This is a genomic window from Spiroplasma sp. DGKH1 (assembly GCF_040940205.1).
GTDB lineage: Bacteria > Bacillota_I > Bacilli_A > Mycoplasmatales > Mycoplasmataceae > Spiroplasma.
Map to the genome: position 1 here is coordinate 1 of NZ_JASTWG010000002.1, position 24,526 is coordinate 24,526.

21 protein-coding genes and 1 riboswitch are annotated in these 24,526 nt (G+C 28.9%); of the genes, 4 read left to right on the forward strand and 17 right to left on the reverse strand.

Annotated elements, in window-relative coordinates; translation table 4 throughout:
• Nucleotides 1-11: 11 nt before the first annotated feature.
• From QPK10_RS01545 to QPK10_RS01575, 7 genes are all read right to left on the reverse strand, one after another.
• Entirely contained in the window at nt 12-272 is a 261-nt protein-coding gene (locus QPK10_RS01545) for a DUF2188 domain-containing protein (protein ID WP_368486281.1), read from the reverse strand.
• A gap of 50 nt (nt 273-322) precedes the next feature.
• Nucleotides 323-1,093 (reverse strand): SDR family NAD(P)-dependent oxidoreductase, encoded by a 771-nt coding sequence (locus QPK10_RS01550; RefSeq protein WP_368486282.1) that lies wholly within the window; start codon nt 1,091-1,093, stop codon nt 323-325.
• A 26-nt stretch (nt 1,094-1,119) separates the two neighbouring features.
• Nucleotides 1,120-3,726 (reverse strand): hypothetical protein, encoded by a 2,607-nt coding sequence (locus QPK10_RS01555; RefSeq protein ID WP_368486283.1) that lies wholly within the window; start codon nt 3,724-3,726, stop codon nt 1,120-1,122.
• Between the two features lie 97 nt (nt 3,727-3,823).
• A complete protein-coding gene (gene nrdG, locus QPK10_RS01560; RefSeq protein WP_368486490.1) occupies nt 3,824-4,309 on the reverse strand; it encodes an anaerobic ribonucleoside-triphosphate reductase activating protein in 486 nt (161 codons plus the stop codon).
• A 7-nt stretch (nt 4,310-4,316) separates the two neighbouring features.
• On the reverse strand, nt 4,317-6,539 hold the full coding sequence (locus QPK10_RS01565; RefSeq protein WP_368486284.1) for an anaerobic ribonucleoside triphosphate reductase: 2,223 nt from the start codon (nt 6,537-6,539) through the stop codon (nt 4,317-4,319).
• Nucleotides 6,540-6,712: 173 nt separating this feature from the next.
• Nucleotides 6,713-6,884: riboswitch (cobalamin riboswitch) on the reverse strand.
• Nucleotides 6,885-6,968: 84 nt separating this feature from the next.
• Nucleotides 6,969-7,940, reverse strand: a complete 972-nt coding sequence (gene ilvA, locus QPK10_RS01570; RefSeq protein WP_368486285.1) for a threonine ammonia-lyase — start codon at nt 7,938-7,940, stop codon at nt 6,969-6,971.
• A gap of 120 nt (nt 7,941-8,060) precedes the next feature.
• Nucleotides 8,061-8,600: a lipoprotein gene (locus QPK10_RS01575; RefSeq protein WP_368486286.1), complete on the reverse strand. Its 540-nt coding sequence runs from the start codon at nt 8,598-8,600 to the stop codon at nt 8,061-8,063.
• A gap of 270 nt (nt 8,601-8,870) precedes the next feature.
• Here QPK10_RS01575 and rpsT point away from each other — a divergent pair, with 270 nt between their 5' ends.
• Nucleotides 8,871-9,122: a 30S ribosomal protein S20 gene (gene rpsT, locus QPK10_RS01580; RefSeq protein ID WP_368486287.1), complete on the forward strand. Its 252-nt coding sequence runs from the start codon at nt 8,871-8,873 to the stop codon at nt 9,120-9,122.
• A gap of 95 nt (nt 9,123-9,217) precedes the next feature.
• Here rpsT and QPK10_RS01585 read toward each other — a convergent pair whose 3' ends face one another.
• The 8 genes from QPK10_RS01585 to QPK10_RS01620 all read right to left on the reverse strand — a co-directional run bounded on the left by QPK10_RS01585 (nt 9,218) and on the right by QPK10_RS01620 (nt 19,656).
• The gene (locus QPK10_RS01585) at nt 9,218-10,705 is read right to left on the reverse strand and encodes a hypothetical protein (protein WP_368486288.1); all 1,488 of its coding nucleotides are present in this window, start codon (nt 10,703-10,705) and stop codon (nt 9,218-9,220) included.
• Between the two features lie 38 nt (nt 10,706-10,743).
• A complete protein-coding gene (holA, locus tag QPK10_RS01590) occupies nt 10,744-11,712 on the reverse strand; it encodes a DNA polymerase III subunit delta (RefSeq protein ID WP_368486289.1) in 969 nt (322 codons plus the stop codon).
• A 23-nt stretch (nt 11,713-11,735) separates the two neighbouring features.
• On the reverse strand, nt 11,736-13,802 hold the full coding sequence (locus QPK10_RS01595; RefSeq protein ID WP_368486290.1) for a ComEC/Rec2 family competence protein: 2,067 nt from the start codon (nt 13,800-13,802) through the stop codon (nt 11,736-11,738).
• A complete protein-coding gene (locus QPK10_RS01600; protein ID WP_368486291.1) occupies nt 13,802-14,380 on the reverse strand; it encodes a hypothetical protein in 579 nt (192 codons plus the stop codon). Before QPK10_RS01600 ends, QPK10_RS01595 begins: the two co-directional genes overlap by 1 nt.
• A gap of 74 nt (nt 14,381-14,454) precedes the next feature.
• Nucleotides 14,455-17,064 carry an ABC transporter permease subunit gene (locus tag QPK10_RS01605; RefSeq protein WP_368486292.1) on the reverse strand — a complete coding sequence of 870 codons (2,610 nt, stop codon included), beginning with the start codon at nt 17,062-17,064 and terminating at the stop codon, nt 14,455-14,457.
• Nucleotides 17,048-18,031, reverse strand: coding sequence for a spermidine/putrescine ABC transporter permease (potB, locus tag QPK10_RS01610; protein ID WP_368486293.1), 984 nt, complete (start codon nt 18,029-18,031; stop codon nt 17,048-17,050). The genes QPK10_RS01605 and potB overlap by 17 nt, the downstream gene beginning before the upstream one ends.
• An 8-nt stretch (nt 18,032-18,039) precedes the next feature.
• Nucleotides 18,040-19,092, reverse strand: a complete 1,053-nt coding sequence (potA, locus tag QPK10_RS01615) for a spermidine/putrescine ABC transporter ATP-binding protein (RefSeq protein ID WP_368486294.1) — start codon at nt 19,090-19,092, stop codon at nt 18,040-18,042.
• 30 nt (nt 19,093-19,122) lie between these two features.
• Nucleotides 19,123-19,656, reverse strand: coding sequence for a helix-turn-helix domain-containing protein (locus QPK10_RS01620; RefSeq protein ID WP_368486295.1), 534 nt, complete (start codon nt 19,654-19,656; stop codon nt 19,123-19,125).
• Between the two features lie 224 nt (nt 19,657-19,880).
• Here QPK10_RS01620 and QPK10_RS01625 point away from each other — a divergent pair, with 224 nt between their 5' ends.
• A complete protein-coding gene (locus QPK10_RS01625) occupies nt 19,881-20,942 on the forward strand; it encodes a TSUP family transporter (RefSeq protein WP_368486296.1) in 1,062 nt (353 codons plus the stop codon).
• A gap of 25 nt (nt 20,943-20,967) precedes the next feature.
• Here the strand turns inward: QPK10_RS01625 and QPK10_RS01630 are convergent, their stop codons facing one another.
• Both QPK10_RS01630 and metK read right to left on the reverse strand, forming a co-directional pair.
• The gene (locus QPK10_RS01630; protein WP_368486297.1) at nt 20,968-21,795 is read right to left on the reverse strand and encodes a Cof-type HAD-IIB family hydrolase; all 828 of its coding nucleotides are present in this window, start codon (nt 21,793-21,795) and stop codon (nt 20,968-20,970) included.
• Nucleotides 21,796-21,843: 48 nt separating this feature from the next.
• On the reverse strand, nt 21,844-22,998 hold the full coding sequence (gene metK, locus QPK10_RS01635; protein WP_368486298.1) for a methionine adenosyltransferase: 1,155 nt from the start codon (nt 22,996-22,998) through the stop codon (nt 21,844-21,846).
• A 396-nt stretch (nt 22,999-23,394) separates the two neighbouring features.
• Between metK and QPK10_RS01640 the strand changes: the two genes are divergently transcribed.
• Nucleotides 23,395-24,027, forward strand: a complete 633-nt coding sequence (locus QPK10_RS01640; protein WP_368486299.1) for a nitroreductase family protein — start codon at nt 23,395-23,397, stop codon at nt 24,025-24,027.
• A gap of 61 nt (nt 24,028-24,088) precedes the next feature.
• Nucleotides 24,089-24,520, forward strand: coding sequence for a MarR family winged helix-turn-helix transcriptional regulator (locus QPK10_RS01645; protein ID WP_368486300.1), 432 nt, complete (start codon nt 24,089-24,091; stop codon nt 24,518-24,520).
• Nucleotides 24,521-24,526 lie beyond the last annotated feature (6 nt).

Genomic DNA, 24,526 nt, shown 5'->3' on the forward strand with positions numbered 1-24,526 from the left:
AACTTAGTTTTTTATTTATTTTGATCTTTATTTAGTGGTTTACGAGCATGATAAGTTCGTTCCTCCTCAAAAGTACCATTTTTGCGCATAATTCATAGCCCAACATCCACATGTTTAGCCATTTTTCTAGCTTTTCTAATTCCATAACGAACTGCTTTCTCTTTTGTTTTAAAATTTTTGGTTTTTTGACCATTATCATAAATTCATATTTTATCATCTTTATCAGGCTTGATGTATTGCTTCATCATTGTTGTTTTTTCTTGCTTTTCCATAAATTTCACCTCTATTTATTATATTAAATAAATACCTAATTTACTAGTTATTAACGAAATATTTTATACATAATATTTGTACTTCATTTTTGTGGGGCAATTTTAATTAAAAATCATAATATTTTATTTGCAAGACCAATAATGATGTAGTTTTTTCTGTTTGTTTTTAAACTTTGTCTTAAAGATTTGTGAGCAAATTTCTCAACACTCATTTCGCCAATCATTTTTTTGGTTGGTTTTTTAAAATTAGCACGTTTCCAAAAATTAGTTGTTAAGACTCCTGGACAAATGCAAATTACCCTATTTAGTGATTTTTGTTTTTTTAATTCGGTATTTAAAGCAACCGAATAATTTAAAACATATGCTTTTGAAGCAGCATAAGAAGATAAAAACGGACTTGGAGTAAAACTTACTAATGAGCCCACGTTTAAAACTCGACCAATAATATTTTCTTTTGTAAATTTTTCTAAAAATAACTTTGTTAAAAGAAGTACCGTCTTGATATTTAAATCAATTAAATTAAGATCAGCATCAATGTTAACTTTGTTATAGCTTCCATAGTTAGCAAACCCTGCGTTATTAATTAATAAACTAATTCGGTATTTATTAACAGAACGAAATAAGTCATAAACATTATCTTGAATTGATAAGTCATAACTAAAAGTTATGACTTGGGAAGGGTATTTTTCCTTCAGTTTTTCTAAGGGAGCAACATTTCTTGCCACACCAATAATAGTCCACCCTAATAAAAGAAGCTCTTGACAATATTGATAGCCGATCCCAGAAGATGCACCAGTTACTAACGCATATTTTTCTCTCATAATTTTACCTCACTAATAATATTATATTATTTTTTTCCATTTTTAATGTGTTTTTTTAGTTTATGAATTAAGACATAAGAACTAAAAATTAACATTAAGACCCCCAAGGCAATTAGTGGCATTAATCATTTCACATTTTTTTGGAAATATGTTAAATCTTCTTTTGTTAAATTTTGTTTAACTAAATTAGCATTATTAATAATCCTAATTAATTTTGTCCCCCTAATTCAATTTGAATTATTTATTGCAGTTAATCTAATTTCAAGGGGGTTATCTTTACCATATTTTAATCAATCGTTAATTTTAATATTATTTCATTTAATCTTATAGTCAATTCCTGCTTCTATGCTCAAATTATTTACTTTATAAAAATAGTTGTTAATATAATTAATTACATATTTTTTAAAATCTTCTACACTATAATTTTTAAAATTATCTTCAAAAGAATTTAAACTACTATTAGTAATATTAATCAAATTATTAAGGTTACGATGATTTATAAAATTGACAACTGTTTGTCCTTGTAAATTAAGTGATGTTGGCATAGCTTGAATTCTAATTGATAAATTAGCACTATCTTGAGCATTAAAGTCTAATAATGGGAGAATTTCTTGCTGGCAATCTTCAATATTTTTATTACCAATAAAAATTTGATAATCACTCAAATATTTTAAATTATATTTATTTAATTTAATAATTAATAAATTTATAATTTGTTTCTTTAATTCTAATAAGTTATCGCCTCTAATAAGAAATTCTTTTTTTAGTTCTTCGATATTAGATAAATCTAAAATATTATTTTTCGGATTTAAATGATAAATATTATTTTTAATATCATAAACATAATTTCGTCAATAAATAGCAACTTCATCAAAGGCTAATTTTTTGATATCCTCAGATTTCAAATGATGGATATCTCATAAATATTGCTTTAAATGACTACCATGAATGGTTGACCAAAAATTTTTAACTTTTGGATTTCTTATTTCTTCACTAAAATTTTGAAAGTAATTATTTTTTGTTAAAAAAACATAACGATTAGTAAATAAACCAAATTTGTTTTTCTCTATATAATAGTAAATTCCGGGGTCTACTATCTTATTTTTATTATTAACATTAATAATATCAGTGTTATTATCTAAAGTTAAACTTTTATTTAATTTATAACGAATAATAGTATCTTTATATAAAGGATTTACATCTTCAACAAAAAAATCTTTTGCGACTATTCCTTGTGCTAGCATACCATTATTAGTTGAATTATTTTTTACTAAATTATTATTTGCATCTAATGGGTCATAAAAATCGTTGTTTCTGTAATTATCATCAACCCACAAAATTTCAGAATTTCTATTTAATGAATTTAATTCCAGTGCTTTAGCTATTTGATCAATTAAAATATTAATACAATAAGTAGCAATTTGTTTATGATACTCATCATATTTAATTATTTTAATTTCGTAATTTTTTTTAATTAAATCTGGATTAACTTTATAGGTAATTTCTTTATTTTTCTCTTCAATCAATTTTCCATTAATATAAAAAAATTCATTTCGGTTAAGTTTATTGAATTTAATAATTATGGGATCATTATAAATTAGTCCTTTATTTGTTTCTAAATACTGAGATTCTTTTTTTTCTGCATTTTTAGAAATGTCACCATAATTTGTTGGGATAATAATAAGACGTTTTTTCATTGAATTAACTCAATATTCTTCAGATGCTACTCAATTTATTTTAAAACTAATTTTTCATAATTCTTTTGTTTTATTTTCAATATTATGCTGTGAAAAAACTACGGATACTTTTTCATTTAATTCATCATAGATAATATTTTCAATAAAATCTTCTAAAACTTCATAATCATTGCCAATAATATTTTGCAACAATATTATTAATTTATTTTTTATTTTACTTTTAAATTCATCATTTGTAATTGTTTCATCTCTTTTATCAAAATCAACTATACGAGGAAATTTTGACATTATTATTTTATCCAATTTCTTAAAATAAAATTTAGATGGTACTAATTGGATATATTTAAATTTTAAATTAAATGTTACATTTAATTCGCTAGGATTTAATAGTGATTTTTTTATATAAATACCAGTTCTTAATTTTATTCTATTATCTTCACAATATAATGCAAATCATATACTGTATAATGCTAATTTTCTATAATCATCCATAGAAGAATTCCCACGAACTGCAGTACCTTTTTTAGCAAGGTCAAAATTATTAGCAAGATCTAATATATAATTAAAGTTTTCTCTACCTTTAAACTTATGATCATCAATAACAATTTCATTTTTGGCAAGAGAAAAATTGACTGTTGGTACTAAATCAAGAAACTGTTTTTTTGTTAATCCATAGCTATCCAAGTCTAAAATAGTTATCGCTGAACTAGCATCAAAATAGGTTTTTTGTTTACTATTCAATTCCGTTTGATTTAAAGTTTTGGTGTAGGTTACACTTGATAAATCTATTTTTAAATTGTTTTTATTTTGGAGATTGTTAGTTTCATTATTCAGGATGGTTGAAACTTGGCCATTAACTGTCTGTTCAAGAGTGAAAGAAAGTGGGGTTGATATTAAAAAATTGCTAGCTGCAATAATTGTTAATAGTTTATTCATTAAGAATCCTCCTTTGTTATTAATTTCTCATAAATAATTTAACTAATAAAAAAAAGAATTCCTTTAAAAATAAAAAACTTGATTTAATAATTTCTAACTAATTATCAATAAAATCAAGTTTACCATTTTTTAAATAAATTGTCCGCTGATTACTGCTACCTTTAAAAGGAAGTGAGACATCTCTTAATTCCAAAACGAAACGCCCATCAATTAAGACATCAATATATTTTAAACACGCATTTAACTCTGGTTTGTTTATAATTTGTTCATATGTATAACCTGTATAACATCAAATATTTTTGTTAGTATATTTTTTCAAATATTCTAGCAGTTGTTTTAAAAATAGCGGGTCATAAAATGGGTCACCACCTGATAACGTTACACCATCCAATAACGGATTCGCATTAATTTGGTCAATAATTTCCGCAAGATATTTATCATCTAGAAGTTGACCATTATTAGGATTTCAGCTTCTAACATTATGGCAACCAAAACAAGCATGCCGACAACCCGCTAAATAAATACTATAACGTAACCCAAGGCCATCACTAGTTGTTTCCGGATAAATTTTTAAAACTTTAATGTTGAAGTTATTTATCTTCGTTAATTCCATGTTTTACCCGGTCATGTTCTTCTGATCTTTTCGCTGAATTTCAACTATTTAAATCACCAGTTAAATAACCAGTAATCCGGCGGATCCGGCGAATATTATTGCTTTGACATTTATCACATGCATAAGGAATAATTCCTGAAAATTGGCATTCTAAACAAACATCAACTGGATGATTAATTGATCCATAACCAATATTATTATCAAACATACATTTAACTATTTTTAAAATAACAGGAATGTTATATTTCATGGCGCCATCCAATTCAACATAGCTAATATGTCCACCTAATGTGATTGCATGGAATGGTGCTTCTTTTTTTATTTTTTCAAAAATGCTAATATCTTGTTTAACATCAACATGGAATGAATTAACATAATAATTACTGTCATTAACACCAGGGATAACTCCATATTTTTTAACATCCATTCTAGTAAAACGTCCCGATAATCCTTCGGCTGGAGTGGCAATAACTGAATAGTTTAAATTATATTTTTGTTTATATTGATTAGCAATTTCATTCATTGTTAATACTGCTTGGTATAATAAATCATATGCTGCATCTGATTCACCGTGGCCTTTTCCAAAGATCATTTTCATAGCATTATGCCCACCAATAAAACCAATTGTTAAACTACCCTGGTTAATCATATTTCCAACATATTCATCTTTTGAAATGTCCTTATGATGTTTTCATACATTATTTTTTACCATAAAAGGAAATTGCTTTAATAATGCTGTTTTTTGATAATCAAAACGTTCTTTTAACTGTTTAGCAATTAAAATACTCATTGTTCTTACTTTTTCTAAAAATAAGGCACTTACTTTTTTTAAAAAATCATCGTATGATAAATTTTCTTCTTTAACTTCTTTCACCGCTTCAATGGCTAAACGCGGTAAATTCATAGTTGTAAAAGAAATATTACCACGACCAACTGGTGTTTTATATCCATTAACATTTTCAAAAGTTCTTGTCCGGCAGCCCATCGTCGCAACTTCATTTAAATAATTATTTGGATCAGCAGGATTTCAATTTTCATGCTTATTAAATGGTGTATCTAAAAAAACAAAATTAGGAAATAACCGAGTTGAATTCGTTTGGCAAGCAAGAATCAATAAATCAAAGTTTTTAGTTTTATAATTTAGTAACCCCTTTTCAGCTTGTTTTCAATTATTAATTGCTAAATTAAAATCTTCTTCCGAGTAAGAAATTCCTGCTTTAACTTTAAAGATCTGAATAGGAAAAATTGGGGTTTCGTTTTTTCCAAGTCCTTTTTGAGTTGCTAATAATATTTGTCTTATCACCATTCTTCCTTCGGAAGAAGTATCAGTTCCATAATTTATTGATGAAAAAACAACTTGGTTTCCTCCTCGTGAATGCATTGTATTTAAATTATGAATAAATCCTTCCATTGCTTGGAAAGTTTCTTTTTCTGTTGTAAGATATCCCTCCTCAAAAGCAATTTTAACTTGGTTTATATTTAAATTTAATAATTTACTAATTTCAAGTTGTGCTTCTTTATTAAGTTGCAAATCAATAGTGTTAATTTTTGTTTGAATTAGTGCTTGTCAATTTGCTTGGCTTTTTAAATTATTTAATTTTAAAATAAATTCTAATTGTTTGACTAAATTTTTGCGAAATGATTTCAAAACACCAGGAGCTAAAAAATAATCAAAAGCTGGAATTGCTTGACCACCATGTTGTTCATTTTGGTGTGATTGAAAAACGATTGCTGCTAGTGTGGCATAAGACTGAATAGTTTGTGGTTCGCGAACCATTCCATTCTTTGTTCAAAAACCATTAGCAAAAATATCTTTTAAATCATACTGCACACATGTTGTTGTTTTTGATGGATAATAGTCTAAATCATGAATATGAATATCCCCATTTTGATGAGCATCACGATATTCCTTACTTAATAAAAAGCGTAAAGCATATTCTTTGGCAGTTGTTGCAGCCATATTCATCATTTGACCAGCTGGTGTATCTGCTGACATATTAGCATTTTCATAAGTTGAATCATTTTTTTCAACATTAACAATTTTCATTATTTCTTCTTTTAAGGCATCAATATCATATGATTTTAAAGGATTTTCTTTAGTAAAAATAGCAAACGAATTACTAATAATACTGCTTATTGTTGAAGTAGTTCCTCCATCAGTTTCTTTGTTATATAAAAACTTTTTGTCATTTAATTTCATTCCCGCTTTTCCCCGTTTCTGTTTTAATTATTATTTAAGTACTTTAAATAAACAAAAATAATATTTAGTTATCTTTGTTGTATTTGTTAATAAAATTCAATAATTTATTATTTTTCATTTTTGTAAAAATACAAAAATTAAATAAATTACAGGATTACTTTATTCCAGAAGTAATCAAAGTTCAAAAACATGGTAGGTCTACTGGCTTTACTTCAACCTACTTACTGCCCTTCCCAAGAAATTTTCTCAGTGGTTATTACAGTGTTCGTCAGTTTTACAGTTGCTGGTACAGCTTGTGCTTTTAACACAATTCCCTAATTAAAAACCATATTTATTTTATTTAATTTTTGAAAGATCAACATCTTTCATACTTAAACTATATCATAAATAAACCAAAATTTTTCATTTTTAAATTAAAAAAATAAACTCCTAACCGTCGTTTATATTTTCATTCAAAATCTCATTTAATTTAGATAAATCAATATTTCCACCCGAAATAATGATTGTCACATTAGTATTTTGTATTAATTTAATTTTTTCAGATAAAACTCCTGCATAAGCTACAGCGCCAGCACCTTCTGCTAAAATTTTGTCTTTTGCTAATAAAAACAAAATTGCTTCTTTAACTTCTTTCTCTGAAACAGTAACAATTTCATCAACATATTGTTTACAAATTTCAAAAGTAATTAAACCAATTTTTTGCACATTAATACCATCCGCAATTGTTTTACTAGGTTCAACTTCAATTGATCTATCAAACTCAAAGGCTTTAGTTAAAGATGGCACATTTTCAACTTCAACACCAATAATTTTAACTTCTGGATTTAATGTTTTTGCGGCAATAGCAATACCTGAAATTAAACCGCCACCACCAACGGGAACAATTATTGTATCTAAACCTTTAACTTGTTCAATTAATTCTAATCCAATAGTACCTTGCCCACTAATAACCTCTTCATCATCAAAAGCATGTACAAATGTTAATTGCTGTAATTTTTGAACTTCTAATGCAGTTTTTAACGCCCCATCAAAATTAGAACCAGATAAAATAATATCTGCACCATATAATTTAGTTGCCTCAATTTTTGATTTTGGTGCATTTTCTGGCATTACTATAGTACATCTAGTATTTGTTAATAAACATGCCAAGGCAACACCTTGAGCATGATTGCCAGCAGATGCAGCAATAATCCCTTTAGCACGTTCGGCTTCATTCAAAGAAAGAATCTTATTTAAACTTCCTCTAATTTTGAAACTTCCTGTTCGTTGTAAATTCTCTAATTTTAAATATATTTCCGCATTAAGCATTTTTGATAGTGCCAAATCATGAATTATATTATCAGAGTTAATATAATCACTAATTCTATCTCGTGCTTCCTTAATTTTATCAATAGTAATCATCAGGGAAAACCTCTCTTGTATATGTGTCTTTGTTTTCATATATATTCTATTCCTTTAAATTTAAAAAACAATGAAATCCTAAAAATAATATATAATTTAAAAAACTAAGAAATTATATTCTTAGTTTTTTTCAAATTCTAAACTACCTGAATTAGTAAAGTTTATTGTTTTATCACCACTAGTTAGGTCAACATTAACATTTCAATTGGCTGTAAACTTTGTATCATCGCCAGTTTTAACAAATGTGCTTGTTCCTTTCTCTCCAATAGTAATTTGGGATAAATCATAATTACCCATTGGGTCCAAACTTTCGGAATTAAACCCTAAACTAGTAATAAAATTACCCAAGTATACTATACCTGTAGCAGATAAGATGCTCATTGGTATGTCAACACCATTAATTTTGGCCGAATTCATATCCATTATATTGTCAGGTATTAATGATAATGTCCCTTGACCTTTTTGAGCTAATGAATAACTACCATCACTATTTTTAGTAAATAAATGACTAACAAAAGTAAAAGTAATATAACTATTAATAGCTTTTTGTGCTTCTTCTGTAATCCCCGTTGTTGTTTCTTCTTTATGGCAAGCAACAATGTTACTTGCTCCGGTTGCTGTTAAACCAACAGCGCCAAAAATTGCTAATAACTTTTTCATTTCTTTATTTTCCTTTCTTTTAAAAATTTTAGGGAAATAAAATAATATAGTTATTACAATTGCTATAAATGAAGTTAATAAGTTTTTAACTTTCCCTGCTAATATCTTAATTAACTAAACACTAAAAAACAATAAGTTTCATAATTTAGAAAAATAATTATCAGTCTAAAAATTATAAATTCTCTAAAAAACTAAGTTTTTATATTTACACATATATATCTATTTGCTATAATTCCTTTGTGTCTAAGTAAATGAAAGGAATGAATATTAATGGCAAATATCAAATCACAAGTTAAAAGAATCAAAACAAATGAAAAAGCTAATTTAGCTAATAAATCATTTAAATCTTCAATTAAAACAGCAATTAAAAAAGCTAATTTAGCAATTGCAGAAAAACAAGAAAATGCTAATGATTTAGTAAACAGTGCTGTTTCATTAATTGACAAAGCTGTAACTAAAGGGATTTATCATGCTAATAAAGCAGCAAGAATGAAAAGTAAATTAATGATCCGTGTAAATTAATTTTAGGAAATAATTAGACTGGTATTAAATAAAAAATAGTAACTATCAAAGTAGTTACTATTTTTTTATTTTAATTTAAAAAGATAATTAGAATTCTAATTATCTTCATCATCTTGGTCATTATTCTTATTTTTATCCTTATTTCCAAAAGGATTAAACGGATTATCTTCTCTAAATTCTTCATCAAATAAAGAAGGATCCATTGTATATTTTTCACCACGCATTGCGGCATTAACTGCTTTTTGGTATTCTTCATTAGCACGCACTAATTTATTACGGTCAAGTTTAGGAGCAACAACCATTAAAGCAATGGCAGCAAGGGAAGCAACTAATCCGGCAATCATAAAGATCACACTAAATGCATAAATTAATTTATACGAAGAACTATTATTAATTTCATTGATAATATTATTTAAAGTTTGCTGTAGATCAGAATCCGGTGTTAGAATTCCACCAAATAACTTTGAATCACCAACATTAAGCCCACTTTTAGGAACACCAAGACCGTTAACAATATTGCTAACATAATTAGGTAACAAAATACTAATTAATGAAAGAGAAGAATATAATAAAATAATAACACTAATCCCGACTGTTAGCATTTTAACAGTATAATTATCTCTTTTAAAACGTTTTGTTCCTAATAATTCATAACCCATAAAAATTGCAGGAATAATCGGTAATAATCCACTAAATAAACTCATTGAACCAGCGCCAGCTAACGCCAGTTTTAACTTGGAAGAAAATGGAAATGGTCCCACAAAATTATCATTTCCAGCATGAATGCCCGCATCAGCGCCACCACCAACAATAATGACAGACCCGTTTCATTTATAAACAATTACATTCGTATCAATAGTAATTCCGAGAAATGACCCTAATAATCATAAAATAATTAAACCAACCGCCGCTAGGATCACTAATCCAGCCACAATTTTTTTAAATAATGGCATAAATTTAGGTTTAGTGCGGTAAGGATAAAAACGCGGGTCTAAACGGGGATGAATTGGCATATTAGCCATTTGTTGCATCATTTGGCCCATGTCTAGTTTGCTTGGATCAAAAGCATTCATTCCCATTCCAGCTCCCGTCATCGGTCCAGTATTTTGGGTAGAATCTTGGTGCTGATCTTTTTCCAATTCCTTAGCCGCTTTTTTATTCATCTGATCACGAGCATTATCAATTGCTTTTTCATCAACAAAATCAGCAATTTGGTCAATGCCATCAATGGTAACAACATTTTCCTGTGTAATGTAGTCTTTTTCAACTTTAAAATTATCACAAATATATTTAATATATTCAACATAGTCTTCATCTAATTGATTGAAAGTTGCCCCATCAATTTTTTCAATGGTGGCTGATTCATTTGTCACATTGGCTAACGCTTGCGCAAAGGCCATGGTATATTTTTCATCGTTAAATGATGCATCAAATTCTTTTTCTAAAGTTAATAAAGAACAAATTTGTTTGATTACTAACGCTTTAAATTCAGAATTAACAATAATTTGTGCTTTAATGTTATCGTCTTTAAACGTATTATATAAAGCATAAACAATGTGGGCATATAATTTATTTTCTTTCATTTTTTTGAACCATCTCCATAACATCTATTCATTATAGTCTATTCATTTAAATCAAATAAATTAATTAAAAATAAATCACTACTAATGTCTTTATTTATTATACCTTTTTTTATTTTATAATCAATTTCAAACAATTTTATAATAATTTTATTTGCTTTTTCAATATTAAATTTATTTAAACGCTCAGAAATTTTTTTAATTCGATACGGATGAATTTTTAAAGTACTAGCAATATCAGAGTGCGTTTTTTTAGTGGCCGATAAAATAATAATATCACGCGTTAAAATAACACTATTAGCAATTAAAGCCAATAATGCAATATTGTTTAACCCCCGCTCTTGTAAATAATGGTAATTAATTAAAAAATTATTTAAATCATTATCTAATAAATAATCAACTAACTTAAAAATATCGGTATCTAGATACTTAGTAATATTATTTTCAATAATCTCTTCTGTGATATTGGAATTGACCAAGATTAATTTTTGCAATTCATTTTGAATAATATATAAATTATTTGGTAAATATTCAATAATTTTTTCAACTCCGTGCTGAGAAATCGTCGCCTGATGTTTGGCAATAAAATCATTAATAAATTTTAGCAATTCCGGATATGATAAATTAATTGCCTTTAACACACTAGTTAAAGCCAACATTTTTTTCGTGATTTTTAAACGATTACTAATATTATTAACTGGACAGATAAATATGAGATAAGTATTGGGATTAGGGTTTTCTAAATATTCTAATAAATTAGGCAAATATTCCTTATTATCTACTTTTGCCTTAATTTTTTCTTCCGTTAAGAAAAAACAATCATTAACAACAATAATTCTTTTATCGGAAAACATGGCAACAGTATTAGCATCATTAATAATATCTAATAATGGGGTTTCCAAATAACTATATTCTTCAACTTCACATTCATCATTAAGATTAATTTTAGCCAATATCTTATTTTTTTGGGTTTTTATTAAAAAACTATCTTCACCATAGATTAAAAACATGTCGCTTTCCTTTCATTAATATCTTAAAAAGTTGTGAGATAACTTTTTGCACTTTCATTTATATTATAAACTAAATTATGGGAAATATTAGTTTGATAAATTTGACAATGATATTGCTTTAATATGTTCAATGTTTGGGGCGCTGGAAATTTATGATGGTTGTCATTTGCACCTGAAATAAAACACGTTTTCGGTTTAATTTTACTAATAAATTCTTCACTTGAAGCACTCTTTGAACCATGGTGGCTAACTTGTAACAGATCAATTGGTTGCCACAAAAAATTTAATATTTTATTTTCCACCGTTTTACTAGCATCACCCATTAATAAAAAATGATGCTTATTAATTGTTCCTAAAATAACTAAACTATTATTATTTTCATCACCAGCATTTTCAAAATGGTGCAAGACTTGCAAGGTAAAATCACCAATCTGGTATTTTTCTGTTACCGAATCATTATTTAACAGTTTAAAAATCCAGATTTTCTTTTGAACATCACTAAGATTATTATTATGGTCATCGTGACGATGGGAAATAAAAACCATATTAATTCAATTAATTCCTTTTCACCGTAAATAATCACTAACCAAAGTTGAAGATGCTCCATAGCCCACTCCTAAATCAAAAGCAATAACTTTGCTATGCCATTTATCTTCCATAATAATTGTCTGACCATTACCAACATTTAACATTGTGATTGAATAAGCTGGTTTAACTAAAAAATTAAAGGAAAACATCACACCAATTAAAATAACGAATAAGCTAATAAAAACTTTTTTTAAATGTTTAATGTAGTAACATGCTAAAAGCAGTAAAAGATAATAGCAACAGATTATGGCAAAATTAAGGGCCCCCACATTTCAAGCAAAATTAATTTTTAAAAGTCCTAATGAATAATGATACAAAATAAAATAAAACCAAGTGTAGCAAAGATGTAGCGGTTTAATAAACACAATAATAAAATTAATTATATAAATAAACGCAATTAGCGGGGTTAAGATAATGTTAAATAAGACACTAGTAAAATTAACACTAAAATTAAAATAAATATTTCAACCACTGGCAACTAAAAAGATAAAGCCATTTAAAATAAGAAGTTGCTGCCAATATGCTAAGGGGCGGATCTTGCTTCATAAGTTAGCAAATAATAATGTCATTGAAAAACCATAAATAAAGCCCACCGTTAAAAAACCAGAGGGGTAAGCCAATAATGTTAATAAAAAACTCGCACATCAGCGCTGATTATGGTTAAATTTCTTTTTGCAAAAATTGGTATTAAACAAACTTACAAATAAAATAATAACTGCTTTTAATGTTGTTAGATCAAAATTTAATAAGTATAAATAAAAAAGCAAAATTCCACAAGTCAAAATTCAACTGCCTTGTCTCGGAATTATTCGTTTTAATAATTTATTTAAGAGCAAAAATAATACATTGATATGATATCCCGAAACAACCAGCAAATGAAGAACTCCTAAACAAACAAAATTATTATATAAAGTATTAACCGCTGCTGTTCGCTCACCATATAAAAGTAAACTTATCATGCCATTAATGATGACATCTTGATCTTTTAAATAATTGCTAACAGTCTCTCGTAAATCATTACTAGCTTGAATATTAATAATTTTTTGAATTTTAATTGCTTGTTCAATGCCATTGCTATGTAACCAATACTTAAAATTAAACTGATAAATATTTCCCGAGGTGGAAAGATTAGTAAGATAACCTTGAAAATTGATCTTATCCCCCAGATGGAGGGTAATGTTCGCCACATAATAATATTCTTTTAAACCAATTTTTATAAAATAATAATGATTACCAACATAACTGATCTTTCCGGTTAGGATTCCTGATTGGTGAAAAGGTGGTTGCCAACTAAATTTGGTGATTACTAAATGTAAGATTACTCCCAACCCGACCAAAAAAATATATCAAAATTGTCTTTGCCAATAGAGCAAAAAAAATAATAAACTCAGGGGTAAAAATAACATATAATATAATTTATTAATAATAAATAACTCGCTAATAACAAAACTAATGACAATTAAAAACCATTGCTGATGAAACTTTTGCAATTGGAAGCGCATTACATTACCACAAACAAAATTAAAATTTGATAGTATTTTTTATAACTACCTGTCAAATAATGTTGCAAATTATTTTTTAGTTGCATCGTGGCTAAAAAATTACTATGTAAAATTTTTAACACAGGGGTAATGATCGAATGGGGAAAGTTTAATTGTTCTAATAGTTTTTCCGTTATTAATTTTGGCGAGTATCACTTAATAAATTGTGGTTTTGGCAATAAAGCAATTGTTAAACTTTGATAAACTTTGCGACTGAGAAGTCGCTGGTCTAACGAATGAAAATTATTGAAAATAAAATGATTGCGCACTAAAATTTGCTCAACGTTAGTTCCTAACCAAACATAGGGAATTTTATATGCCTTAGGAAGAACTTGATTATTAACTAAGGGCAGTTGATATTTAGTCATAAAATTAAGTGCTACTTCGGAAACATCTGAATTATTGCTAATCTCGGGCGAATTATTGTTAGAAGTTATTTTAATGCCATTTAGAAAAAATACTAAAAAAGCAATAATCACCGCGATTGTTGTTGCTAATAAAAAATATCATTTCTTTTTAATATTAATCACCTCGCTCATTTAATATTTACCAAAATTACCGATTGTTTCCTTTTTTAAATTAAAAATAAAAAAAGATAAGAACTTCTTATCTTTTAATTTTTGCTTGCAATTAAAATATTATATTTATTAACTAGATAGTCATCAAGACTACCATTATAGAATGGTCCATCCGCGGCAATTGGATCAGAGACATAGTTATTCAGTGTACTATCTCATTTGGAAACCGGCACATATTCACGGTTATAGTCTAGCATTGGACCGGGCTCTGTTCCTGGTGTAACGACGGGGTTAATTTCATAGTCCATCACTTGTTGATATGGCGAAGTATATCCCGCATTTTCAGTTAATTCTGATTGGTGTTGAATTACATAATTAATAAATTTATAAGCTAAATCCTGATGACTTGAATTTTTGGCAATCACAAAGTTATCACTCCAAATGTTAGTTCCTTCAATATTGGTAAATTTCTCTTGGGTTGGATCGTATTTAGCAAAACGCGGATGTGTTATTAATAATTTATGGTCACTACCCCCTTGCCCACTATTTGCAAAACCACCTTCACCATTATCACCGGCATCCGCGGCAATAGCATCCCCATTATACATAAAGGCAAAGTCAAAACGGCCATCCCCAACATCATTAATAATTTCATCATTTTTTAAAGCAACATTATTATATTTTAATAAAGTTTTTAAATCATTAAAATCTTGGTCAGCTGCTTGCTGCGTTGTTGGTAAGACCTGCTGGCGGTTTTTTTCACTAGCAATCATAAAGAGATTTTTATAATCGTTATTTAACAATACTCTTTTACCTGCTTGGGCTGCTTTTCATAAAATATCCCATGAAATTCCGTTTGAATATGTAACATTTTTAGGATCATACACGTCATTAATAATATATTGTTGGCGGTCCGCTGTTCATGCTTGCTCACTAACCCCAAACTTGGCGACTGTTCCGGGCAGGTTTTTATTTTCTTCATTTAAAATATTTCGAATAAAAGCAATATTATCAGCGGATGGACGGATAACTAACGACATATCACCCCAAAATAGCGGAATATTATAGTCAGTAATTGAAGCATTAATTGTTGGACTAGCAATTTTATTTTTGTTTTGAATGCCTAAGAGTCCATTATTAACCATCGCGGTTTTATTTTTATCAAAACAGCTAGCGGGCGGTTTTTTATCATTGGTATTAATGCAAGTATTATAAAACTGAATATCATTATTTTGATAATAATTAACATCAACATTTTTATCATTAAACCATTGGTTAAACTTGACATCATAGCCTGCAATATTACCATCAAAAGTTGGGTTAGGTTTCACCAGGTGAAAATTAGGATCAACCGCATTTAATTTAGTATAATCAATTTTTGCTAAATCCCCTTGGCCCCCTAATTTGGCAACCATATAGTCACTCGGAACCATGACATCATATTTAGTCGTGTATAACTTGTTGTAGAGAGTTTCATTACTATCATACACAACATATTTAACCTTAACATGGTATTTTTGTTGGAATCCATTGATGACACTATCGGTAATATAACCACTTCAGTTTGCAACAACAAGGTCATAAATATTATTGGTAATATAAACTCCTGTTAGTAAACCAATCGAACCAGCACAAATTACTACTAAAGTAATCGGCTTTCAAGTTTTGGTGAACCAACGGAACTTATTGCGCGAAATTTCACTAATTGTCTCACGACGCTCTTCTTTAAGAATAAAATTATTTTTTTTATTTTTAGCCCAGGCTAATCCTTTGGCATATTTATCTTCTCAATAAATAATTTTTGTGCGCAAACGTTCTTTAACTTTTTCATCTGTCAAAGCTTGGTTGTTTAAACTATGGTATAGCATCGCTAACCGCATTTCATAACGGAGCATCGTTTTATCTTTATAAGTACCTTTTAACATCTCTTTCCGAAATTTTTCATGACTAGCCTTATAAATATTTCACCCGTTTCAACCAATAATCACAAAGCCAATGATGGCAATACAAATTGTTCCAAAAGCATTTACAAAGGGTTTAATTCTCTTCATTGTATAAATGAAAGTTGCCACATTGACATCATCACCCCCGGTAAAATAAGAAATAATGAAGTCATCAAAACTCATTGCAAAAGCAATTGCCGCAGCTGAAATAATTGCTGGTTTTAAAATTGGTAAAATGATTTTTCATAGTGTTTGTGATGGCTTCGCCCCTAAGTCTAAAGATGCTTCAATTAACCGCGGATCTATTTTTCGCAAGCGCGGTAACACTGTGATAATAACATACGGAACATCAAATGAAATATGGGCCAACACCAAAGTTAAAAACCCAAATTTTGCTCCAAGGGCAATAAATAACATCATTAAAGAAACAGCAGTAATAATATCAGCATTAATTAAGGGAATGTTAGTAATTGACAATGTCATTTTTTGAGTAACTTTACGCGCACGACTTAAACCAATTGCCGCTAAGGTCCCCAAAATAGTTGACACTAATGTCGCAATTACCGCGGTAAAGACCGAAATAATGATACTTTGTAAAAATGATTGTTGCTGAGATAATTCATGGTATCAACGATCAGAAAAACCAGTGAAAATTCCCATACTATCACTATTATTAAAAGAAAATAAAATTAAAATCACAATGGGAACATAGATAAATAATAAGATAATTCCCATGTAAGAAGATTTAAGAAAGTTTCTCATTTCGTTTCCCCCTTTTAGTTTCAAATACTTTTGACATTCAATTTGAAACAATAATAATGATAAAGACAATCACCGCTAATACTACCGAAATAGCCGCCCCTAATCCAAAGTTACCTCCTTTAAAGAAGTAAGCTTCAATAACTTCAACAATCATACTAATTTGACCATTCCCCATAAATTTTACAATCAGGAGGGACGTTGCTGCTTGCACTAATAATAATGTTCCCCCGGCAATAACTCCCGGGATTGACTGACGAAAAATTACTTTTCAAAAGGTCGTAAAACCATTTGCTCCCAAATCACGCGATGCTTCAATTAAAGAATGGTCAATTTTATCCAAACTATTATAAATTGGTAAGATGACAAACGGAATAAAAGCATAAACCATTCCAATGACAATAGAGACCGGAGTCCCTAATAGTCCGGGGGCAATCATGTGGAATAATGTTTGTAACCCAATAATTTTTAATAACATGTTAATTCAAATTGGTAAGGTTACTAAAATTCAAATATTTTTGGATAATAATTTTGATTTACAAAAAGCCATCACATAAGCGACAGGATAAGCAATAATAATTGCAATAATTGCGGCAATTAAAGCATAACCTAATGATAAAAATAAAGATACCACAAAAGCTTGTTGGGAAAAGAAGGCCGCAAAGTTAGCAAAATTAAATTCAAAAACTAAACTGTTTCCAGTTGGTTGAATAAACGAATACAATAAAATAATTAACAACGGAACAACAATTAATAAAATCATTAAAATAATATATGGTCAGATTAACGGGTTAATTCCGCGTTGGAATCACTTACTTTTTTGGGTATTATAAATAATATTATGGTAGCGAGTTTTACATCATGCGGATAATGTTTGAAAGAACGAGCGAAGTTTTGATTTAGTTTTTTTAAATCACTTTTTAGCTTTAATTCAAAATTTGAATTCTTTTTTATCTGGATTTTTTTTCATCACAAAACCTAATCATCAATTTCTTTTCACATAACGTGAATATCTTCGGGATTTCACTTTACCGCAACTTCGCTCTCTTCTTCAACATGATCGGTAGTATGAATTAAATATTTTCGATGTTTAGCTGCTACCACAATTTCTCAATGGACACCCTTAAAATTTAATGATTCCACTGTCCCGTTAAAATAACCCTCACCCTTTGGGACAATATCAATATCTTCGGGACGAATAATAATATCAATCCGATCTTCATTTTCCCCAAATCCCCTGTCTAAACACGGGAATTTTTTGCCATCAATTTTAACTAAATAATCCTTAACAAAAATGGCATCGGAAATAATATTGGAATCACCAATAAATTGTGCTGTTCACAAGTTTTCCGGTTCATTATAAATTTCACTAGGAGTTCCGACTTGCTGGATTGCTCCTTTATTCATCACAATAACCCGATCAGATAATGTTAAGGCTTCTTCTTGATCATGGGTTACTAAAATAAAAGTAATCCCAATTTCTTCTTGCAAAGCTTTTAATTCACTTTGCATTTTTTTACGAAGTTTAACATCTAATGCTGACATTGGTTCATCTAATAATAAAATCCGGGGACGATTAATTAAAGCCCGCGCGAGTGCTACTCGCTGTTTTTGACCCCCAGACAATGATTCAATCCGAGCATCTGCAAAACCATCTAAACCAACTAAACGTAAAAAACGGCGAACTTCTCGTTTAATAAAATCAAATTTTTTCTTTTTAATTTTTAAACCATACGCAATATTATCAAAAACATTCATATGGGGAAATAACGCATAATTTTGAAAAACAGTGTTAACTTCTCGCTTATTGGCAGCAACTTTTAATCAATTTTTCCCTTCAAAGAGCATTTCACCACTATCTGGTTTTTCAAAACCACCAATTAAACGTAAAGTTGTTGTTTTACCACACCCAGAAGGCCCTAATAAAGTTACAAACTCACCTTCTTTAATATTGACACTAATTCCTTTTAAAATAACCTTTCCATCATATTGTTTAGAAATATTACGTAATTCTAAAATATTTTTTTCCAATGTTGTTTTTTCCTTTCTCTCATTTGCTAATTAAAATACAGGCGGAGTTGAAATTCAGAGTACTTCCGCAATTTTATTACTATTATTTTTTAAATAATGTTGATTATTACCATACAAATAAAAACTATCTTTTTCATAAGCTTTTTGAAATTTTGTTCCACTATAAACACTGACTTCCCCGGACAGGACATAACCAAAGATCTCCCCCTCAAAAGGTAACAACTTCTGGGATTCACTATACGGTTTAATTTGAATTAAAATTGGCTCTAATTCATTTGCTTGCGCATTTGGAATTAACCATTCAATGCGATAATTATCTTGCTCAACCTCATAATGATCTTCAACACCATACACAAACTTTCGGTTTTTTTCCTGCTTAAAAAAATCGCCTAAATTGGTGCCTAAAACCTCTAAGATACTTTCCAAAGTTTCAATACTTGGGGAGGAAATATCGCGTTCAATTTGGCTAATAAATCCTTTTGTTAACTCACAGCGATTAGCTAACTCTTCAATGGTTAAATTACTTTTTTGACGTAATAATTTAATTTTTTCACCAATTTTCATTAATTTCCCTCCTTTTCTTGTTTAGTTATACTAAACTTTTTGTTTTTTAATTTTCATTTAAGTTAATTATAGGGAAAAATGTAAAAATATCAATAATTAAGTGCTCTTTTTTATAAAAAATATTTTAAAATTTCATATTATTTTAATGTCAAATTTATATATGGTAGAATTATTCCATTAATAATATAATAATTATGATTATAATTAGCAGAAAGAAACATAATATGCAGAAAAAAATCCTTTATTGAAGTTTATTAAGTATTCCAATTATTTTAATTATTTTTTTAATGACACTATATTTTACAAAGATCTGACAACCAACATTGACATCTACTATAATAAGTTTAGTATTATTATGTTTTGTCGGAATTTTTGTATATTATTTAATTACGAAAAGTTATCCGTACTATGATCAGGCTGAAAAAAGCATTGGTCAGTTTGATAATAACATTAAGCAACGAATATGAAAATTAGGAATCATTGGTTTCATTGCTGATTTTTTTGATACTATTGGAATTGGTTCATTTGTAATTAGTATTGTTTTATTAAAATTAACTAAACAAATAAAAAATGATAAAAAAATCTTAGGAACTTTAAATATTGGCCATGCAGTGCCAACCTGTTTAGAAGCAATTATTTTTATTTCCCTGGTAAAAGTTGAGTGATTAACCCTTGTTGTTTTAATTGCGTCAGCTTCCATTGGATCATACTTAGGAGCAATGTTTGCTAATAAAATAAAATTAGGTTGGGCCCAAATTTTTATTAGTGTTGTACTAATTATTATTTCAATTATTATTTTATTAGGTCAAAAGCAAGTTGGTGTCATGCCCAGTCCTGGAAATGCTGATTCCTTACAAATATGATGGAAATATCTGGTGGGTGCAGTTGTATTCTTTATTTTAGGAGCCTTAATGTCCTTAGGAGTAGGAATTTATGCTCCCGCGATGGCTGTTACTTACTTATTAGGATTAAGTGCAATTTGTGCCTTTCCGATTATGATGGGGTCCGCCGCCTTTTTGATGCCAATTGGAGCCTTGCGATTTATTAAAGATCAAAATTATGAAATTAAACCATCATTAGCTTTTACAATTGGTGGTTCGTTTGGAGTTATTTGTGCCTATTTAATTGTTTTTATTGGAATTCAAAAAGGATTAGGTCTCAATAAAGATGAATTTGTTAACATTCTAACCTGGTTAATCATTGTGGTAATTTGGTACACCGCCGGAATGATGATTTATGAATATGTTAAAAATAAAAAACGACCGCGCAAACAAACACAACCATAAAAAAATCACTTGAATAGTGATTTTTTTATTTATTATTAAGATGTTTTTTAATTGCTCGTGCTACTCCTGATTTTTTATGATGATGAGTAACTTCATTGGCAATATTTTTAATATCTTGTTTAGCATTACCCATCGCGATCCCTAACCCTGCTCATTTTAACATTTCGCGATCATTTGAACCATCGCCCATCGCAATGACTTCTTCTTGCTTAATATCATACATTTTTGCAATATATTCAACGGCATCTTTTTTATCAGTATTTAAAGGAGAAACTTCCAGATTTAATTTTGATTTGGAAACATAAGACCAGTCAAAAATATTAAATTGATACTTTGCTAAAATTTCTTCTTTAAAAGCAAGAACATTTGGTTTGTTACCACTTACAACAAATTTAAAGATTTCATCATTAAAATTGACTACTTTGTTATATAACACACGCTTACGTTTTGTATGTCAACTCATTCATTTAACCATTAATCCCCGGTTAGTGTTGACATATGCTAAATCATCATCCTTAACTGAATATGCTCATAGTTGCACTTTATTTTTATTAGCAATAGTAAAAACATCTTGAGCTTCCGCGGTTGAAAAAGAGTTTTGTTTTATTATTCGATTGTTTAAAAAATCATAAATAACCCCACCATTAAAGCCAATTACTGGCAAGTCATAATTGATTATCCCTAATTTATCAGCTACTGTTTTAATTGCTTTAATACTTCGACCAGTTGCAATAATAATCTTAATATCATTTTGTAATGCTCATTTAATTGTTTTAACATTTTGCTTTGAAATTTTATTTTTTCGTTTGACAGTTGTGCCATCCAAATCTAGTGCAATTAATTTATATGCCATAATATTTCTCCCATTAATTGTTAATTCTATGTTAATTATATCAATAAACTAGGGCAAAATAATATATTTTGTTAACAAATGAATCTTATCTAATCTTTCCCATGGTAATTCGTGACTAGGGCGACCAAAATGACCATAAGTGGCTGTCTGTTGAAAAATCGGCTTTTGCAATTCAAGATTTTTAATCATTGCGGCTGGGGAAAAGTCAAATACTTCTTCAACGGCTTTTAAAATAACATTATTTGGGATGTGATTAGTACCAAATGTATCAATATAAATTGAGATTGGTTCTGCAATACCAATTGCATAAGATAACTGAATTTCACAACGGTCTGCTAGCCCAGCTCCAACCACATTTTTAGCAACATAGCGGGCCATATAAGCCCCACTACGATCAACTTTAGTACCATCTTTCCCCGAAAAAGCACCACCCCCATGGCGAGCATAACCCCCATAAGTATCAACAATAATTTTGCGCCCGGTTAATCCTGTATCACCCTTGGGTCCTCCAATTACAAAACGACCAGTTGGATTAATTAAAACTTTAAAATCTTCATTTAAGCGATATTTTTTAATAACCGGGATCATAATTTCATTTTTAATATATTCTTTAAACGCATTTTCATCAATATCAGGATGATGTTGAATTGACATTAGAACTGTATCAACCAAAATATTTCTTTGATTAGTAAGATCTAAGGTTACTTGTGACTTCATATCCGGACGAGCTTGGGAAAATAAACCTTGTTTACGCAATATGCTAGCTCTTTTGACCAAGTCATGCGCAATTGAAATTGCTAAAGGCATGTAATTATCTGACTCATTTGTAGCATAGCCAAACATAATTCCTTGGTCACCAGCTCCTTTTTTATTAACCCCCATCGCAATGTCTGGCGATTGTGTATTAATTAAAATTTCAATTTGACAAGTTTCTCAATTAATTCCCCATTCTTCATCATCATAACCAATTGCTTTTAAAACATTCCGCGCAATTTGTTCATAATCAACCCGGGCTTTAGTTGTAATTTCTCCTCCAATAATTAAACGATTTGTTGTAATAAAACACTCACAAGCTACCCGTGAATTTGGGTCTTGTGTTAAACATGCATCCAAAATTGCATCCGAAATTTGATCACAAATTTTATCTGGATGACCTTCGGAAACCGACTCTGATGTAAATAAGATCTTTTCTTGTAATACCATAATAAATCCTCTCCCAAGTAAGTTAACTAAAAAAATAATTAGTTAATGGCTAATTAGTTTACTTTATCAGAAATATGATTATCAAAAAATTAATAAGTTTAAGATTTTTAAATAACTAATAAACCTTATTGATAGCTATCATATGCCCTGCTAAAAGCACCTTCTATAATTTCTATATAGGGTTGCTAGTGGATTACTGCTTAGCGTGCTAACCACTTCTGAATAAGTTTTAGTTGCTATTAACAACAAAAAAATTATACCGTAAAATCTGATATTTTTTAAATAAAAATAAATTTATTTTTTTAAAATTCTTTTAAAAAGTAGTTGACATGTTAACTAATAATGCTAAAATGATTATGGTTAACATATCAACCAATTAAGGAGAGGAAAATTACAATGTCAGTAAAAGATGCAATAAATTGAAGAAAAGCAGTTAAATCATATATTAACAAACCAATTTCCGAAGAAGATTTAAATGCTATTATTGAAGCAGGAAGATTAGCACCAAGTGCCTATGGTGTTGAACCTGTTAAAGTTGTAGCTATTAAAAGTGATGATGCTAAAAAGGCAATTTTACCAGCAGTATTAGAAGGAAATCATAAAAAAATTAATACTGCCCCTGTTACTTTAGTATTATTAGCAGCAAATGGGGAGTATGCTAGTGATACTGAGTTCTTAACAGAACGTTTTAGCCGTTGATTACCATCAGAAATGGTAAATGGTTATGTTCAAGCCGTGCAAGGTGTTATTAATGGTGCAGTTGATGCAAACTCATTTTCTGACCACCAAACATACATTGCAGCAGGTTTTATTACTTTGCAAGCAGCTGATTTACAAATTGGGTCAAATGTAATGACCGGGTTCGATCCACAAGCCTTAGAAAAAATCTTAGCTAAATATGATGTTCTCGATAAAAATCGCTATCATCCAACTCTTTTAATTAGTTTAGGATATTATGATGCAAACGAACCAATGGTAGCGTTCCGAAGAACTAGAATTTCACATGATGACTTTGCCCAAGAAATCTAAGTTCAAAATTGTCATTCCCTTTTTCCAATAATTTTTGGTAGAATTTAAGTAGGTGATAATAATGTTATTTAATGAATTAATGTTTGTTCTGCGAAAAATTAATAAGGATATTGATTCGCTAGTTAGTGAGTTTTTAACCCAGGCAAACTATTTTGATATTGAACCAACAGATGGACCAATCTTGTTATATATGCAAAATAATCCAACCACTAAAATGACAGAATTATCAAAAATTTCTAACCAAACAAAAGCTGGAATGAGTCGAAAAATTAATCGTTTAAAAAAATTAGGTTATATTAGCCATCAACGTTGTCAAAAAGATAAAAGAATTAGTTGGTTAGAATTAACACCAAAGGGGAGAATGGTTGCTGAAAAATTTATCGAAATTTCATCAGTACTTAATAAGCAATTATTAGCGTTAATTCCCGATCACCAACAAAATGATTTATTAGAAACCTTAACCTTTTTAGCAAACGAATTAAGTAAAAAATAAAAGTTT